The organism is Microbacterium bovistercoris (genome assembly GCF_003387575.1).
Lineage (GTDB): Bacteria > Actinomycetota > Actinomycetes > Actinomycetales > Microbacteriaceae > Microbacterium > Microbacterium bovistercoris.
In genome coordinates this window covers 37,798-54,836 of the sequence record NZ_QUAB01000039.1, presented here as the reverse complement: position 1 = coordinate 54,836, position 17,039 = coordinate 37,798, and the positions used below count along the sequence as shown (strand labels likewise).

The 17,039-nt window shown below is 70.3% G+C and carries 15 protein-coding genes; 8 read left to right on the top strand and 7 right to left on the bottom strand.

Annotated elements, in window-relative coordinates; genetic code table 11:
• Positions 1–20 precede the first annotated feature (20 nt).
• The 4 genes from pdxR to DY023_RS07815 all read left to right on the top strand — a co-directional run bounded on the left by pdxR (position 21) and on the right by DY023_RS07815 (position 5,062).
• A complete protein-coding gene (gene pdxR, locus DY023_RS07830; protein WP_116241784.1) occupies positions 21–1,481 on the top strand; it encodes a MocR-like pyridoxine biosynthesis transcription factor PdxR in 1,461 nt (486 codons plus the stop codon).
• 139 nt (positions 1,482–1,620) lie between these two features.
• Positions 1,621–2,712 (top strand): alanine dehydrogenase, encoded by a 1,092-nt coding sequence (gene ald / locus DY023_RS07825; protein ID WP_116241783.1) that lies wholly within the window; start codon positions 1,621–1,623, stop codon positions 2,710–2,712.
• 86 nt (positions 2,713–2,798) lie between these two features.
• The gene (locus DY023_RS07820; protein WP_116241927.1) at positions 2,799–4,001 is read left to right on the top strand and encodes a pyridoxal phosphate-dependent aminotransferase; all 1,203 of its coding nucleotides are present in this window, start codon (positions 2,799–2,801) and stop codon (positions 3,999–4,001) included.
• An 8-nt stretch (positions 4,002–4,009) separates the two neighbouring features.
• Positions 4,010–5,062 carry a LacI family DNA-binding transcriptional regulator gene (locus DY023_RS07815; protein WP_220347260.1) on the top strand — a complete coding sequence of 351 codons (1,053 nt, stop codon included), beginning with the start codon at positions 4,010–4,012 and terminating at the stop codon, positions 5,060–5,062.
• Here DY023_RS07815 and DY023_RS07810 read toward each other — a convergent pair.
• Positions 5,059–6,453, bottom strand: coding sequence for a hypothetical protein (locus DY023_RS07810; protein ID WP_116241782.1), 1,395 nt, complete (start codon positions 6,451–6,453; stop codon positions 5,059–5,061). The genes DY023_RS07815 and DY023_RS07810 overlap by 4 nt on opposite strands.
• Positions 6,450–8,573, bottom strand: a complete 2,124-nt coding sequence (locus DY023_RS07805; protein ID WP_116241781.1) for an alpha-galactosidase — start codon at positions 8,571–8,573, stop codon at positions 6,450–6,452. The genes DY023_RS07810 and DY023_RS07805 overlap by 4 nt, the downstream gene beginning before the upstream one ends.
• 116 nt (positions 8,574–8,689) lie before the next feature.
• On the opposite strand from DY023_RS07805, the gene DY023_RS07800 reads away from it, so the two are divergent.
• From DY023_RS07800 to DY023_RS07785, 4 genes are read left to right on the top strand one after another with little or no spacing between them, the layout of a single operon-like run.
• The gene (locus DY023_RS07800; RefSeq protein WP_116241780.1) at positions 8,690–10,036 is read left to right on the top strand and encodes an extracellular solute-binding protein; all 1,347 of its coding nucleotides are present in this window, start codon (positions 8,690–8,692) and stop codon (positions 10,034–10,036) included.
• A gap of 56 nt (positions 10,037–10,092) precedes the next feature.
• Positions 10,093–11,034, top strand: coding sequence for a carbohydrate ABC transporter permease (locus tag DY023_RS07795; protein WP_220347259.1), 942 nt, complete (start codon positions 10,093–10,095; stop codon positions 11,032–11,034).
• Positions 11,031–11,873, top strand: coding sequence for a carbohydrate ABC transporter permease (locus DY023_RS07790; protein WP_116241778.1), 843 nt, complete (start codon positions 11,031–11,033; stop codon positions 11,871–11,873). Before DY023_RS07795 ends, DY023_RS07790 begins: the two co-directional genes overlap by 4 nt.
• A gap of 31 nt (positions 11,874–11,904) precedes the next feature.
• A complete protein-coding gene (locus DY023_RS07785; protein ID WP_116241777.1) occupies positions 11,905–13,590 on the top strand; it encodes a glycoside hydrolase family 36 protein in 1,686 nt (561 codons plus the stop codon).
• Positions 13,591–13,671: 81 nt separating this feature from the next.
• Here the strand turns inward: DY023_RS07785 and DY023_RS07780 are convergent, their stop codons facing one another.
• Genes DY023_RS07780 through DY023_RS07760 form a run of 5 tightly spaced genes read right to left on the bottom strand, consistent with a single transcriptional unit; the run spans position 13,672 to position 17,021 of the window.
• On the bottom strand, positions 13,672–14,070 hold the full coding sequence (locus tag DY023_RS07780) for a VOC family protein (RefSeq protein WP_116241776.1): 399 nt from the start codon (positions 14,068–14,070) through the stop codon (positions 13,672–13,674).
• Positions 14,071–14,090: 20 nt separating this feature from the next.
• Positions 14,091–15,011 (bottom strand): AEC family transporter, encoded by a 921-nt coding sequence (locus DY023_RS07775; protein ID WP_116241775.1) that lies wholly within the window; start codon positions 15,009–15,011, stop codon positions 14,091–14,093.
• A 20-nt stretch (positions 15,012–15,031) separates the two neighbouring features.
• Positions 15,032–16,165 carry a UDP-N-acetylmuramate dehydrogenase gene (locus DY023_RS07770; RefSeq protein ID WP_116241774.1) on the bottom strand — a complete coding sequence of 378 codons (1,134 nt, stop codon included), beginning with the start codon at positions 16,163–16,165 and terminating at the stop codon, positions 15,032–15,034.
• The gene (locus DY023_RS07765; RefSeq protein ID WP_116241773.1) at positions 16,162–16,575 is read right to left on the bottom strand and encodes a MaoC/PaaZ C-terminal domain-containing protein; all 414 of its coding nucleotides are present in this window, start codon (positions 16,573–16,575) and stop codon (positions 16,162–16,164) included. Before DY023_RS07765 ends, DY023_RS07770 begins: the two co-directional genes overlap by 4 nt.
• Positions 16,575–17,021: a MaoC family dehydratase N-terminal domain-containing protein gene (locus DY023_RS07760; RefSeq protein WP_116241772.1), complete on the bottom strand. Its 447-nt coding sequence runs from the start codon at positions 17,019–17,021 to the stop codon at positions 16,575–16,577. Before DY023_RS07760 ends, DY023_RS07765 begins: the two co-directional genes overlap by 1 nt.
• Positions 17,022–17,039: the final 18 nt, after the last annotated feature.

Genomic DNA, 17,039 nt, shown 5'->3' with positions numbered 1-17,039 from the left:
GGGCATACACTCCAATCAGAATGCAGAACACCAGACCAATTCTCGCGTGGGAGACCCTGCTGGATCTCGCGCCCGCCGCAGCGGACGCCGCCGGCCCCGGCCGCCTGCCCGCACTGCGCGACCGGCTCGAGCACGCGCTGCGCGAAGCGATCGCCGACGGCCGCCTGCCGGCCGGCGCGGCGCTGCCGCCGAGCCGGGTGCTCGCCGATGCGCTGGGGATCTCGCGCTGGGTGGTCACCGAGACCTATGGACGTCTGGTCGCCGAGGGCGTGCTGGACGCCAGGACCGGTTCGGCGACGCGGGTCTCGGCCGGATGGGCGGACGCTGCACGGCCGACCTCGGCGCGTGCTGTCGCGCAGGACCCCGCCGCGGGCGCGGCGATCGCGCCGGCTGCTCCCCCGCAGCATCCGCGGTTCGACCTGCGGCCGGGTATCCCCGACCTGCACGCCGTGCCGCGCTCACGCTGGACGGCGGCGCTGCGCGAGGGCCTCGCCTCGCTGCCCGACCGCGATCTCGCGAGCGCCTTCCCGTTCGGGCATCCGCTCGCCGCAGCCGCGGTCGCCGGATACCTCGGTCGCTCGCGGCTGATCGACGTCGAGGCGGCCCGCATCGTGATCACACACGGCGCGACGGACGGCATGGCGCTCATCGCGGCCGCGTTGCACGAGCGGGGGCACACGCGCCTGCTGGTGGAGGACCCGAGCTGGCCGCGACTGCGCGAGGTGGCTCGGCAGCACGGCCTGGAGCCGGTACCGGTTCCGGTGGACGCCGATGGGATCGACACGGAGCGCCTGGCGGACGAGGCCGCGCGCACCGGGGCGCGGGCTGCGCTGGTGACCCCCGCGCACCAGTTCCCGCTCGGCGCGGCACTTCATCCGGCCCGCCGTGAGCGCCTGGTCTCCTGGGCGCGAGAGGCCGACGGCCTCATCATCGAGGACGACTACGACGCCGAGTTCCGCTACGACCGGCGGCCGATCGCCGCATTGCAGCGGCTCGCGCCGGATCGGGTCGTGCTGATCGGCTCGCTCTCGAAGTCGGTCTCGCCCGCGCTCGGCGTCGGCTGGGCGGTGCTGCCGCCCTGGCTCTCGCTCGCGGATGCCCCACCCGCTCCCTCCACGATCGATCAGGCCGCGCTCACGCGCTTCATCTCCAGCGGCGACCTGGAGCGGCACCTGCGCCGCTCTCGAGTGCGCTTCCGCCGGCGCCGGGAACGCCTGCTCGCGGCGCTCGCAGAGCGGATGCCCGAACTGCCGGTGTCCGGCATCGCAGCCGGCATGCACCTGGTGCTCGGGTTGCCGTCCGGCGTCGTCGCCGCCGACCTGATCGCGGCCGCGCCAGAGGATCTGGCGCTCACCGCGCTGTCACGCTACGTCGTCGCCTCGCCGGCATCCGAGGCCCTCGTCATCGGGTACGGCGACCTCGACGACGCCCTCGTCGACGAGGCCGTCGCGCGCCTGGCCGCGCTGATCCGCCCGCACTGACCGCCTCAGGTGCCACTTTCGGCGCTGGATCTTTCCTGATCCGGGCATCATGCGAAGATTCTGCGAAATCTCATCCGTGACCCCGATGTTTCTGCGATTCTTCTCTACGCTCTGCTATCCCGCCACCCCAGGAGAATCGATGAAGATCGGCGTCCCGACCGAGGTCAAGAACAACGAGAATCGCGTCGCCCTCACACCCGCCGGCGCCGACCGGCTGGTGCGCGAAGGCCACCGCGTGTTCGTGCAGTCCGGAGCCGGCAACGGCTCGCGCATCGACGACGATGCCTACCGCGCCGCCGGCGCCGAGATCGTCGCCTCCGCGGACGACGCCTGGGGCGAGGCCGACCTGCTGCTCAAGGTGAAGGAGCCCATCGCGCAGGAGTACGGCTTCCTGCGCCCCGATCTCACGCTGTTCACCTATCTGCACCTGGCCGCCGACCGCCCGCTCACCGAGGCTCTGGTCGACGCCGGCACCACCGCCGTCGCCTACGAGACCGTGCAGCTGCCCGACCGCAGCCTGCCTCTGCTGGTGCCGATGAGCGAGATCGCCGGGCGCCTGTCGGTCACTGTCGGCTCGTACTCGCTGATGCGCTCCAACGGCGGCCGCGGCACGCTGCTGGGCGGCATCCCGGGCACCCCGCGGGCGAAGACCGTCGTCATCGGCGGCGGCGTCGCCGGCGAGCATGCGGCGGCGAACGCGCTCGGACTGGGTTCGAAGGTCACCGTGTTCGACATCTCGCTGCCCCGGCTTCGCGAGCTCGAGCACCGCTACGGCGGCGCACTCGAGACGCGCGCCTCCAGCCGCTACGACATCGCGGAGGAGCTCGCCACGGCCGACCTCGTGATCGGATCGGTGCTCATCCCCGGCGCAGCCGCCCCGAAGCTCGTCACCGACGACATGGTCGCCGCGATGAAGCCCGGGTCCGTGCTGGTCGACATCGCGATCGACCAGGGCGGATGCTTCGAGGGCTCGCGCCCCACGACGCACGACGACCCGACGTTCGCGGTGCACGACTCGATCTACTACTGCGTCGCGAACATGCCCGGCGCCGTGCCCGAGACCGCCACCCGGGCGCTGACCAACGCGACCCTCCCGTACGTCTCGGCGATCGCCAGCAAGGGCTGGGTCCGGGCGGCGGCGGAAGACGCAGCACTGGCCAAGGGCTTGAACGTGCACGGCGGTCGCATCACGCTGCCGGCCGTCGCCGAGGCGCACGGGCTCGCCGCCTGATCGTTTGAGGGGCGCGTCAAGAACGTCGGTTCTTGACGCGCCCCTCGCCTGCGCAGCGGCTCGCCCACCCGAGTACGATCGTGATCGTGACCGAACGCGCGCCTCTCTCCCGCAAACTGTCCGCCATCGCCGAGTCCGCCACGCTGAAGGTGGACGCCAAGGCCAAGGCCCTGAAGGCCGAGGGCAAGCCCGTCATCTCCTACGCCGCCGGCGAGCCCGACTTCGCGACGCCGCAGTTAATCGTGGATGCCGCGGCCGAGGCCCTGGCCGACCCGGCGAACTACCGGTACACCCCCGCCCCCGGCCTTCCCGCGCTGCGCGAGGCGATCGCGGCGAAGACGCTGCGCGACTCGGGTCTCGAGGTCTCGCCCAGCCAGATCATCGTCACCAACGGCGGCAAGCAGTCCGTCTACCAGGCGTTCCAGACCGTGGTGAACCCGGGCGACGAGGTGCTGCTGCCCGCGCCGTACTGGACCACCTACCCCGAGGCGATCCGTCTCGCCGACGGTGTGCCGGTCGAGGTGTTCGCCGGCGCCGATCAGGAGTACAAGGTCACCGTCGAGCAGCTCGAGGCCGCCCGCACCCCGCGCACGACGGTGCTCGTGTTCGTCTCGCCGTCGAACCCGACCGGTTCGGTGTACTCCGCCGACGAGACCAGGGCGATCGCCGAATGGGCCCTCGAGCACGGCATCTGGATCATCTCCGACGAGATCTACCAGAACCTCACCTACGACGGCGTGAAGGCCACCTCGGTCGTGCAGGCTCTCCCCGAGGTCGCCGGCCAGACCATCCTCGTCAACGGCGTGGCCAAGACCTACGCGATGACCGGCTGGCGCGTGGGCTGGATGGTCGGCCCGGCCGACGCGATCAAGATCGCGGGCAACCTGCAGTCGCACCTGACCAGCAACGTGAACAACGTCGCCCAGAAGGCGGCGATCGCCGCACTGAACGGTCCGCAGACCGAGGCCGAGCAGATGCGCGAGGCGTTCGACCGCCGTCGCCGCCTGATCGTCTCGGAGCTGTCGAAGATCGACGGCCTCGTGGTGCCGAACCCCACCGGCGCGTTCTACGTCTACCCCGATGTGCAGGGTCTGCTCGGGCGCACATGGGGCGGCGTCACGCCGACCACCTCGCTCGAGCTCGCCGATCTGATCCTCGACCAGGCCGAGGTCGCCGTCGTGCCCGGTGAGGCCTTCGGCCCGTCCGGCTACATCCGCATGTCGTACGCGCTCGGCGACGACGCCCTGCTCGAGGGTGTGCAGCGCCTGCAGCGGCTGTTCGCGTCCTGACCTCGGCCATGGCGGGCGAGACGACCGAGAACGGCACGCGCAAGACGCGCTCTCCGGCCGGCTCCATGAAGCTGTCCGAGATCGCCGCCGTCGCCGGCGTCAGCGAGGCGACGGTGAGCCGCGTACTCAACCGCAAATACGGGGTCGCGCAGAAGACCCGCGATCAGGTCGAGGCCGCGCTGCGCTCGGTCGGCTACGAGCGCACCAACAAGGGCGAGATCGTGCTGATCCTGGTGCCGAGTCTCGGGGGGTTGATCTTCGCCGAGCTGTGCGACGAGATCGAGAAACAGCTCAGCCCGCACGGGCTGCGCGCCCTGGTGTGCCCGGTGTTCCCTGGCACGGTGTACGAGCAGGACTATGTCGAGCTGATGATCGACAAGGGCATCGCCGGTGCGATCTTCGTCTCGTCCAGCAACACGCTCCGGAATTCGGATTCGGGCGCGCATCAGCTTCTCGAGTCTCGCGGTGTGCCGTTCCTCACCGTCAACGGCGGCTTCGCCGACGCGGATGCCCCGGTCGTGTCGACGGATGACTGGCAGGCCGCCGAGCTCTCCGTCGCGCATCTGCACGATCTCGGACACCGCCGGATCGGTCTGGCCGCGGGCCCCGTCGGCAACATTCCGGCGGACCGGAGGGCCGAGGGATTCCTGACCGCGATGGAGTCCCGCGGCATCGACGACGCCGAGGAGCTCATCGCCAGGGGCCGATACACGATCGAAGGCGGCCGCACCGCCGCCGACGAGCTGCTCGAGCTGGGCGCGACGGCGATCATCGCCGCGAGCGATGACATGGCGCTCGGCGCCTACCGCGCGATCGCGCGACGGGGGCTGAACGTGCCGCAGGACGTCTCGGTCATCGGCTACGACGACTCGTACCTGCTCGACTTCACGGATCCGCCGCTGACCAGCGTGCGGCAGCCGGTCGAGTCGATCGGCGAGGTCTGCACCCGCGCGATGGTCACGATGATCCAGCACCGCCCGCTGCGCACCGAGGAGGTGCTGCTCGAGCCGGAGCTGCGCCTGCGCAAGTCCACCGGACCGGTGCCCGTGTCGTCGTCCTAGCGTCTGCCGCGGCGCAGCACCGCACCGTCCCCTGCGACGACGACGACGCCTTCATCGGCTTCCTCGGCCAGGTGCGGATCGCGGAACCCGGATGCCTCGCACGCGGCGACGCGCAGTGCCTTGCCGGTTCCGTTCCAGACATGCACCTCCGACTTCGTGACGCGCACCGAGACGGCCCCGCGGCCGAACGGCAGGCCGCGCAGCTCGACGGTGCCAATGTCAGCGGGCAGTCCCGGCCGCACGGTGAGCCGGCCGCCCGCAGCATCCGGTTCGATGCCGAGCATGCCGAGCGCGATCTGGCTGAGCAGCGTGAACGACACCTCCGGGTACGAGCCGTTCGCGCCCTGCTCCGGCACCTCGTGCGGCTCGTCGCGCAGAGCGTGGATGTGCTGCATCCAGCGCCACGCAGTGTCGGGCCGGCCGTGCCGGAAGAACAGGTCGGGCAGATAGGTGAGCGCCTCGACGTTGCGCGGAGCGGATGCCGCATCGCGGCAGAGCGCATCCACCCGATCCAGTTCGCCTGCTGCCCGATCACCGACCAGCAGGCCCTTCAGCAACGGGAACCAGGTGGATTCGCGCGACCACTCGGTGACCGGTTCACCGGCGGTCGTCCACCCGCACACGACCTCTCCCGAGGGCCCGCGACTCCACACGGAGGCGTAGTGCTGCAGCATCCGCGCCGCTCGCGCGGCCAGCCGCGGCGCGGCATCCGTGCCTGCCAGCAGCGCGGCCGCATGCAGGGTTGCGGCGTACTGCGCCGCGAAGCCGTCGCCCGCCTCGTGCAGCACCACGCCGGGCAGCTCGTTGTAACTCGCCGTGCCGTCGAAGATTCCGGGGCCGGATGCCTCGGCCACGCCGTTGCGGGGCGCGACGTCGTGCGCGTCCGCGAAGTCCTCGACGAGTCGCCGGGCGGCATCCGCATGCTCGCGCAGTGCGGGGTCGCCGGTCCAACGGTGCAGAACCTGCACGGTCTCGGCCAGCTCGAACGCGGCGGGAAGCTCGCGCACGAACCGGTCAGCCGACCGGTAGTCGATCGCCAGCGGTGTGCGCAGGTCGAAGTTGATCGCCCACCACGGCCAGCCGCCGTGCCGCTCGTCCGCCGATCGCACGAAGGCGGCGAGCATCGACGCGTTGCGCTGCGCCCAACCCAGCATGTGCGCACCGACGGCCTGGTGCGCGAAGTCGCGCAGGTAGAAGCCGGAGCGATGCCGGTAGCCGGCCCAGTAGGCGTCGCGGTACAGCACCGGCCAGCTCCCCCGCGGCGAGCGCTCCGAGACGTCCCTCCGCTCCAGGCGTCCGCCCGGCACGACGTGCGAGCGCGCCTCGGCAACAGCCCAGGCGAAGATCCTCTCGAGCTCACGGCTGTCGCTGTGCAGCGTGAGTGCAGTCATACGACGATCAGCTCGATCGCGCCGGCCTCCTGCGGGCGCAGCGTGGGCAGCGGCAGCCCCACCTGCGTGAGCACGACGCCGGCGACCTCGGTCGACTCGAGCCACCAGGCCGGCTGCCCGCGCCGGGCGGTGGGGTCGTCTGCGCCCTCGACCGTCAGCCGCTGCACGCGGTAGCGGCGGTCGGGATCGATGCCGGCGATCCGCAGCGTTCCGCCTGGGATGTGTGCGACGGAGTCGATCGCGGCGATCGTGACCAGGCCGTGCGCACGGTCGGCCGAGACGACCGACTGCGCGATCAGCGCGGGCTCAGTCGCCAGGCGGTGCAGTTCGCCGCGCTCGGTGAGGGGCCGCAGCCGCTTCGCGATCTCGATCCAGCCTGCCAGCTCGGTACGTTCGGCAGGCGTGGCCTCGCGCAGGTCCCACTCCACCCCGAAGCTCGCGACCAGCGCGGTGACCGCGCGGTAGGTCATGCTCGCCGCGCGGCCGGTGGTGTGCGCGAACAGCGCCCCCACGTGCGAGCCGAGCAGCTCGGGCGGCATCAGCAGGGTCGTGGCGCGCTGGATGCGCTGCCGCTCCAGCGGGTCGTTCGAGTCACTGGTCCAGAACCGGTCGACGTACTCGGCGATGCCGAGGTCGATGCGACCGCCGCCGGCCGAGCACGACTCGATCTCCAGCCACGGGCACGCCTCGCGCACCTCGCGCAGCAGGCGGTACACCGCTGCGGTCTGCCGGTGCACGCCAGCCCGTCCGGTGCTGCGGTCGACGGGTTCGGTGAGATCGCGGTTGTGGTCCCACTTCACGTAGTCCACCCGGTACCGGGTGATCACGTCGATGAGCCGCTCGGCGATGTAGGCGTAGGCGCCGGGATGGGCGAGGTTCAGCACCTGCTGCTGGCGTGCGAGCGGAGCATCCCGCTGCTCGGGCGAGAGGATCCAGTCCGGATGCTGCCGGGCGAGGTCCGAGTCGGGGTTGACCATCTCGGGTTCGAACCACAGGCCGAACTGCATGCCACGCTCGCGCACGTGATCGACCAGCGGGCCGAGCCCGTGCGGCCAGACGTCCTCGTCCTCGTACCAGTCGCCGAGTCCCGCCCGGTCGTGCCGTCGGCCGCGGAACCAGCCGTCGTCCAGCACGAAGCGCTCGATGCCCACCTCGGCGGCCTGATCGGCCAGCTCCAGCAGCGGCGGCAGGGAGTGGTCGAAGTACACCGCCTCCCAGGTGTTCAGGGTGATCGGGCGGCCGACCGGCGGGTGCGAGGGTCGCGCCCGCAGCATCCGGTGCAGGCGGGCGGATGCCGCATCCAGCCCCTCACCCCAGGTGAGGTACAGCCACGGCGAGGTGTACTGCTCACCGGGCGCGAGGTCGAGCTCACCGGGCTCGAGCGCCTCGCCGCCGCCGAGGAAGGAGCGCCCGCCGTTGGTGCGGTGCGCCCACAGTCGCTGGTCGCCCGACCAGGCCAGGTGCGCGGCCCACACCTCGCCGGTGTCGAATCCGAAGCCGGGGATGCCTGCGGCGAGCAGTGTCACGGCATCGGGGCCGGTGCGGCCGCGGCGGTTCTCGCGCAGATGCGTGCCGTCGACCAGGGCGTGCCGCTGCGGGCGGCGCTCGCCGTTGTGACGGCCGCTGAAGTCCAGCAGCTCGGTGGCGCGCGCCGGGATCGGCGCGGCGAGGTCCATGCCCTCCAGGGCGTAAGGCCCGTCGCCGTCGTTCGTGACGGTCGCACGCGTACGCAGCAGGCCGCTGGGAAGCAGTTCGAGGCGCACCTCCAGCGCGACCCCGGCGGTCTCGTCGACGCCGTGCGCGACGAGGACACCGCCCTCCTCGCGCAGGGCGGTGCGGGTGAAGGCGGGGAACGGATGCCGGCCGGCTCGGTGGCCGGCCAGGCCAGTGGGGCCGTACCAACCCTGTCGCGCCTCGGGCACGACGCCGATCGGCAGCGGGATGTCCGGTTCGCTGGTGGCGCGCTGACGGCGTGTGCCCGCCGTGATGTCGTCCAGCGCCTGCGCTGAGAGATCGCCGAGGCCTCGCCCCCAGTAGGCGATCGCGGGCATCGCCCCCGCATCCGCGGTGATGACGACGCTGACACCGTCGGAGGTCAGGTGAAAGACATCGATGTCCATGCATTCTTCCGTTCTGCAATCTTGCAAATCATCATTGCATATCTGCAGAATCTGTTGTTAGCATGACGTTCACCACCCGCTGCTATGTCACACAGCACCCGAAAGGACCCTGAACGATGAAGTTCCCCTCGCGGCTCGGCCGCACCACTGCATTGATCGCCGCGGCTGCCGCAGCGCTCGCCCTCACCTCCTGCTCTCCTGCCTCCGACGGCGAAGCCGCCGGCAGCGAGAAGATCGAGGGCAAGATCACCGTCTGGTCGTGGACCGCACCCGCCAAGGGCCTGCGCGCCGCGATCCCCGGCTTCAAGAAGCTGCACCCGGGAGTCGAGGTCGAGGTGCTCGACGTGGGCAACCCGGCGATCTGGAGCAAGATCACCACCGGCATGGCCGCCGGCGGAGCCGGTCTCGCCGACGTGCTCAACATCGGCATCGACTACATGGGCAACTACGTCGAGGAGTTCCCCGGCAAGCTGGTCGACTTCCGCGACTACGACGGCGAGGAGCTCGAGGGCGACTTCCCCGCCGGCGCGTGGAAGAGCGGCAGCGGCGCGAAGGGCCAGGTCTACGGCCTGCCCTACGAGGTGAACGCCACCGGCTTCTTCTACCGCACCGATCTCTTCGAGCAGGCGGGAGTCGACATCGACCAGGTCAAGACCTGGGACGAGCTTTTCGACGCCGCCAAGATCGTGCAGGACGAGACGGGCGCCCCGCTCTTCCGCATGGACATGTCTGCCACGAAGGGTCCGTCCGGCGGGCTCTGGCAGCTGCTGACCAATCTTCAGGGTTCGTTCTACTTCAACGAGAAGGGCGAGATCACGATGAACAACGCCGAGGGCCTGCGCTCCCTCGAGCTGATCAAGAAGGCCAAGGACATGGGCCTGATCGAGCAGGACTCCAAGGGCGGCTGGGAGGGCATGGTCGCGCAGATGAAGGGCGAGAAGCCCGTCTCGGCGTTCTCGAGCGGCGGCTGGATGGCCGGCGAGATGGCGATCGACGCCCCCGAGATGGCCGGCAAGTGGGGCGTGCGCAAGCCGCCGTCCGTCGAGCCGGGCGGGCTCACCGCCGCGATCGACGGCGGCACCTACCTGTCGGTGCCCACCACGAGCAAGAACAAGGCGACCGCCGTCGCCTTCGCGAAGTACGCCATGGCGACGACGGAGGGTGCCCAGGAGGTCTACAAGGCCGGCGGCATGTTCCCGGGCTACAAGCCCTTCATCACCTCGAAGGAGTTCTCGCAGCCCGTCGAGTTCTACGGCGGTCAGCGCGTGAACGACATCTTCATCGCGCAGCTCGCCGAGAAGACGCCCGTCGTCAACTACACCAGCGATTACGCCCGCGCCCTGAAGGCGTACAGCGACGCGCAGACCAAGGTGCTCACACAGGATGCCGACCCGCAGAAGGTCCTGGACGAGGCGGCCGAACTCGTCGCCCAGCAGACCGGCCGCAAGATCGCGGACGACTGACCCGAGAAAGGATGCGGGTTCCGGCGCCTCCGGGCGCCGGAACCCGCGACGACATCGTGACCATCACCGCACCATCCGCACCGCGCACCACGGAGCCCCGCCCTGTCGCGCAGCCGCCCAGGCCGCGCCGTCGTGGCAGCGTCGGCTACCCGCGCTACGTCCCCTACGCGCTGCTGCTCCCGACCATCGCCCTGTTCGCGGCATTCACGGTCTTCCCCTACATCAGCGCCCTCTGGCAGAGCTTCACCACCAACACCGACGGCGAGGCGGTCTTCTCGGGCCTGGCCAATTACACCCGGCTGTTCCAGGACCCGCTGTTCTACACGGCGCTGTGGAACACCTTCGTCATCCTGATCGTGCAGGTGCCGATCATGCTCGCGCTCGCGATCGTGCTCGCGGTCGCCTTCAACTCAGTGCTGCTGAAGTTCCGCGCGCTGTGGCGCACGCTGTACTTCGTGCCGATCGTGATGGGCCTTGTGGCCTACGGCATCCTGTTCAGTGCCCTGTTCAACTCTCAGGACGGCTTCGTCAACCAGCTGCTCGGCTACATCGGCATCGGGCCGGTGCCCTGGCTCACGGACCCGTTCTGGGCGAAGATCTCCATCGTCCTCGCGATGACCTGGCACTACACCGGTCAGAGCGCGATCATCTATCTCGCCCAGTTGCAGGCGATCCCCACCGAGCTATACGAGGCGGCATCCGTCGACGGAGCGAATGCGCGCAAGCAGTTCTGGCACGTCACCCTGCCCGGCCTGCGCCCGGCGATCGTCCTCACGGTGATCCTGTCCACCATCGGCACGCTGCAGCTGTTCGACGAGCCGTTCGTGATCACCAACGGCGGTCCGCTGAACGCCACCCTCACCGTGGGCATGTACCTGTACCAGAACGGCTTCCAGTACTTCGACTTCGGGTACGCCTCGGCGATCGGCTACGTCCTCACCCTCATCATCGGCGTCATCTCGCTGATCCAGTTCCGACTCTTCCGGGAGAAGTCATGACCACCGTCCAGGCCGGCCCCCGCCGCACGGGCCGCTCGCTGGTGCTGACCACCGCGATCGCCGCCGGCGCCGTGTTCATGGCGCTGCCGTTCTACTGGCTGATCATCGCCACCACCTATCCGTCGAGGGACATCTTCGCGACCCCGCCGAACTTCCTGCCCGGCGACGCGTTCTGGGACAACGTCACCGGCCTGTTCCAGGACACGATGTTCGGCCGCTCGGTGCTCAACTCGGTGCTCGTGGCGAGCATCTACACCGTGCTCGGGCTGATCGTCTGCACCGCGGCCGGCTACGCGTTCGCGAAGTTCGAGTTCCGCGGCAAGAACGTGATGTTCGGCATCCTGCTGGTGACCCTCGCACTGCCCTCGCAGGTGACGCTGGTGCCGCTGTTCCAGATCATGGTGTGGCTGGGCTGGCTGGACACCTATCAGGCCATCATCCTGCCCGGCCTCGCGATGCCGTTCGGCGTCTTCCTGATGCGGCAGGCGATGACCTCGATACCCGGCGAACTGATCCAGGCGGCCCGCGTCGACGGCGCCGGCGAGTTCCGCCTGCTGATGCGCATCGTGATCCCCACGGTCCGCCCCGCTCTCTCCGCGCTCGCGATCTTCCTGTTCCTCGGGCAGTGGAACGCGTTCGTGTTCCCGCTCGTCGTGCTGCGCTCGCCGGACGCGTACACGATCCCGGTGGCGCTGGCGACCCTGCAGGGCGTCAGCAGCACCGACTACGGCCAGCTGCTCACCGGCACGATGCTGTCGATGCTGCCGATCCTCATCCTGTTCCTGTTCCTCCAGCGCCAGTTCGTCGCCGGCATCCTCGCCGGCGCCGTCAAGCAGTAGCGCCCTCCCTCCACGACGCAAAGGACCATCTGTGCTCCTCGAAGACAACGACCTCGACACCGTCCAGTGGACGCCGCTCTCACGCGGCTTCTCGCTGGGGGTGGGCGGCCGGGCCCGCACCCTCTCCGCCGAACGCATCGGCGCCCTGTTCGAGGTGCGCCTCCGCGTGGCCGGTCCGGGTCAGATCATGCTGGAGGGCCCGCTCGGCAACGCCTCCGGCGTCTGGCACGGCGGCGCGGACAGCCGCGGACTGCCCGCGGACTGGGCCGGTTCCGAATCCTTCGGCGCCGTGCGGTCGGTGCCCCTGCTGGTGCTCTGCGACGTCGACGGCAGTGCGCAGGTCGGCATCGCGTTGGACAGCATGGTCGCCAGCGGGCGGATCGAGTACGGCGTCTCGGAGGAGTCCAAGTCGTTCGTCGCGCGCGTCGCGCTCGACGACTCGATGACGGATGCCGACGGAGAGGTCGTCCTGCTGTTCGTCGCCGATCGGGAGCCGTACGGCGACGCCGTGCGCCTGTTGTCGCGACGGCTCCGCGCGGGGCTGCCGTCGCGGCCGGTGTCGCCCTACGCCGTCGAGCCGGTGTACTCCTCGTGGTACTCCTACTCGCAGCGCATCAGCGCGGACATCATCCGCGACGAGGCGCTGCGGGCCCGTGAGATCGGATGCCGTTCGGTCTTCATCGACGACGGCTGGCAGCGTTTCGGCGACGGGCGCTGGTACGCCGGATGCGGCGACTGGGTGCCGGACGAGACGAAGTTCCCCGACCTGCGCGGCAGCGTCGAGGAGCTGCACGAGGCGGGGATGGGTGTCATCCTCTGGGTGGCGCCGCTGCTGCTCGGCGCACAGAGCGAGGCCTTCTCCCGGCTCTCGCAGTACGCGCCGCACCACTCAGCAGGCTTGCGCGCACACGTGCTGGATCCGCGCATCCCGCAGGTGCGCGAGCACCTCGCGGAGACCTGCGCCCGGCTCATGGCCGACTACGCGCTGGACGGCCTGAAGGTCGACTTCCTGAACAACGCGATGGTCTACGCCGGCACCGAGTCCCCCGGTGACATCGCCGACGTCGGCGAGGCGATGAGGGTGCTGCTCGCTGACATCTCGGCCGCGGCGGAGCGCACCCGGCCGGGATCTCTGATCGAGTATCGCCAGCCGTACGTCTCCCCCGCGATCGCCGGGTACGCCGACGTCATCCGGGTCACCGACTGCCCCGCCGACGCCGATCAGAACCGCCGCTCCAGCGTCGACCTCCGGCTGTTCGCCACCGATCAGGTGGTGCACTCCGACCCGATCATGTGGGACCCGCGAGCCGGCGTCGATGCCGCGGCCCGCCAGGTGCTGAACGCGTTCTTCTCGGTGCCGCAGTTCTCGATGCCGATGGCCTCGCTGCCCGCGGATCAGCGTGAACTCGTGCGCGGTCTGCTCGACGTCTGGCGCGGGCTGCGCGACGTGCTCGTCCGCGGCACGATCACCGCCGCCCTGCCCGGCGAGGGATATCCAGTCATCGCGTCCCGTCTCGACGGCGTGCTCGTCGTCGCGGCGTACCAGGAGCGCATCCTCGAGCTCGACCTCGACGGCGTCGAACGCCTCGTGCTCATCAACGGCACTGCGGCGAGCGCCCTGCCCTACCGCGTGACATCCGGCGACCCCGCCCGGTTCGGGCTCGAGGCGGAGTGCGCGATCGAGGTGCGCCCGTGGAGCGTCACAGCGCTACGCTGACGCCCCTCCGTACCGCCGACGCCCCCTCGGAGCCGCGGCGCTACGCGGGGGCGTCGGCGGCCAGAGGGGGCGTCGGCGCGATCAGCCCTCGTAGCCGATCAGCCAGCGCACCCCGTAGCGGTCCACGAGCGTGCCGTCGTGGTCGCCCCATGGCCGCTTCTGCAGCGGGTCGATCACGCGGCCGCCTTCGGCGAGCGCGTAGAACCAGGTCGTGAGCGTCTCCGGGTCGGCGGTGCCGAGCAGCGAGAAGAACATCCCGTTCATCTGCACCGCGTCGTCGTCGGCCCCCGCGTCAGCGCCGGAGAGCGCGACAGGGCCGCCGGTCAGCATCCCGTGCGCAATCTGATCGCCCGGCCCGTCGGTGCGCTCGAACTGCGCGTAGGTGAACGTCGTGAGCTCACCGCCGAATACCGAGCGGTAGAACGGCAGCGCCTCGGCTGCGGTGCCGGGGAACAGGATGTATGGGACGAGTCCGCTCATCCTGCGAGCGTACCCTCCGCTCACCCCAGCAGCAGGGCGGCGCCCAGCAGCACGGGCACGCAGCCGATGGTCGTGATGAAGACCGTGTCGCGGGAGATCGCTTCGCCGACGTCGTAGCGCTGCGAGTAGTTGAACACGTTCTGCGCCGTGGGCAGTGCCGCGAGCACCACGACGATCAGCACCTCGTGCGCGGACAGGCCGAAGACGAACTGCGCGACCAGCCAGGCGATCACCGGCATGACGAGCAGCTTCAGCGTGCTCGCCAGCAGCACGTCGCGTCGTCGCCCCGACGCGCCGAGCACCCGCTGCCCGTGCAGCGAGATGCCGTAGCTGATCAGCAGCACCGGCACGCACGCGTTCGCGAGCAGGGTGATCGGATCGATGACGATCGGCGGCAGTTCGATACCGAGCACCGACACCAGGGTGCCGAGCGCCGATCCGAGGATGATCGGGTTGGTCGCGGTGCGCAGCACCGTGCGCCCCAGAGAGGTGCGCCCGCCGGTCACCGTGTCGAGGATCGTCAGCGAGACGGGTGTGAAGATCAGCAGCTGCATGAGGATCACCGGCGCCGGATACGCCGCACTGCCGAGCAGGTAGAGCGACAGCGGAATGCCGATGTTGTTCGAGTTCACCTGCCCCGCGGAGAGCGCGCCGATCACGGTCTCCCCCGCGGCGCGCTTCCAGACGAGCTTCGCCACCAGCACGTACAGCCCGATGACGACGACCGCCGCGATCGCCGACACCGGGAGCAGCGCGGAGAACAGCACCCGGGCATCGGCCTGGGCCAGCACGGTGAAGAGCAGGAACGGCGACAGCACGAAGAACGTCAGTCTGCTGAGCACCCCGCGCGCGTGCGGGCCGAGCAGGTCGATGCGGCCGATGACGTACCCGACGGCGATCGCCAGCCCGACGACGGCGAATCCGGTGAGAGTGTCGAGCACCCTTCGAGCTTAGAACGAGCTCAGAGCTCGACCTCCACCAGCACCGGTTCGGGCTGCAGCAGCAGCCCGTACTCGGCGTGCACGCGGCTCTGGATGAAGCGGGCCAGTTCCGACACCTCGGCGGCGGTCGCCCCGCCGCGGTTGGTGAGGGCGAGGGCGTGCTTGGTCGAGACGCCCGCGCGCGAGCGCGGCAGTTTGAATCCCTTGCGGATGCCGGAGTGCTCGATCAGCCAGGCGGCGCTGACCTTCACGTCGGCCTGCGCCGCCGCGAGCGGCGGCACCGCGCCGGTGAATCCCGAGAGCGGGATCACCGTGACCGCGTCGAGGTCCGGGGTGACGGGCCAGCGCGGGCATTCGGCCGGCAGCGTCCTCGCGACCGACTCCGGCACGATCGCGTTCTGGAAGAACGAGCCGGCACTCGCGGTGTCGGGGTCGTCGGGGTTCAGCAGCATCCCCTTCTGGGCACGCGTGGAGAGGATGGTGGAGCGCACCCAGGCCAGCGGCACGGCGCTCGCGTCCTCGAGACCGAGCGCGCGGCGCAGCTGCTCCCCGCGCACCACCCGCGTGCCATCGGTGACGGCGAGGTCGAGGGTGACGCTGAGGATCACGGCGCGGCGCTGCGGCACACCACCGTAGTGGTGCTTGAGCACGGAGGTGCGGAAGCCGAGGGCCAATTCGGATGCCGGGACGATGACCGGGCTCTCCGCGTACTCGTCGATCAGCTCGACCTCGACGAGCGTCTCCTGGATCTCCTGGCCGTAGGCGCCCACGTTCTGCACGGGGGCGGCGCCGACCGTGCCCGGGATGCCGCTCATCGCCTCGATGCCGGCGTAGCCGCGCTCGACCGCGTAGGCGACCAGGTGGTCCCAGTCGTGCCCGGCCTGCACGCGCAGCCGCACCCGGCCGTCGTGCGGCGACGGGAGCTCCTCGATGCCACGGGTGAGCACGCGGATGACGGTGCCCTCGAAGCCGGCGTCGCCGGCGAACAGGTTCGACCCGCCGCCGAGCACGAACCACTCGTCGCCGGCGGCCCAGACCGTCTGCAGCTCGGCGATCAACTCGGCGGCGGTGGCTGCCTCGCGCATCCGTTCGGGCGCGCCGCCGGTGCGCAGCGTGGTCAGCTCGCGCAGCGGGATCGGCGTGATCTCGGTCACAGTGCGACGCGCAGCTGCGCCTTGGCCAGCACGGTGGTCTCGCCGTGCGTGACCTTCAGGTCGATCCGCGCGGTCTCGTCGTCGACGGCCGCGACCTTGGCGACCACCGTCACGTCGGCGCCCTCCCGGGGGTCGACGACGACGGGCTTGGTGAAACGGACGCCGTAGTCGACGATCTTCGCCACGTCGCTCGCGCCTGACTCATAGAGCGCGGACACCACGACGGACGAGGCGAGCCCCATCGTCAGCATGCCGTGCGCGAGCACGCCGGGCAGACCGACCTCCGCCGCGACGTCGTCGCGGTAGTGGATGGGGTTGAAGTCACCGGACGCTCCGGCGTAGCGAACCAGCGACTCCCGCGTGAGGTGCACGGTGCGCTCGGCGATGACGTCTCCGACTACGAGGCCCATCACTCCCCCTCTCCGACCAGCAGCACGCTGGTCGCGGTGACGACGTGCGAGCCGTCGGCATCGGTGATCTCGGCCTCGCTGGTGATCATCGCGTTGCCGCCGAGCGTGCGGATGCCGGTGACCCGCAGCTGCCCGGTGAGCTCGTCGCCGGCGACGATGGGCCGGGTGTACGTGAACTTCTGCTCGGCGTGGATGGTGCGCGCCAGCACGATGCCGGAGTCCTCGAGCGACAGCAGCTGCTGCAGCGTGTGGTCCTGGATGACCATCGCGAAGGTCGGCGGCGCGACCACGTCGGCGTAGCCGGCTGCGCGCGCGGCCTCGACGTCGATGTGCACGGGCGCGTCGGCGAAGACCGCACGCGCGAACTCGCGCACCTTCTCACGCCCGACGAGATAGGGGGACGTCGGCGGGAACTCCCGGCCGACCAGTTCTGGGTTCACTGGCACCCCTCGATCCTATCCGGG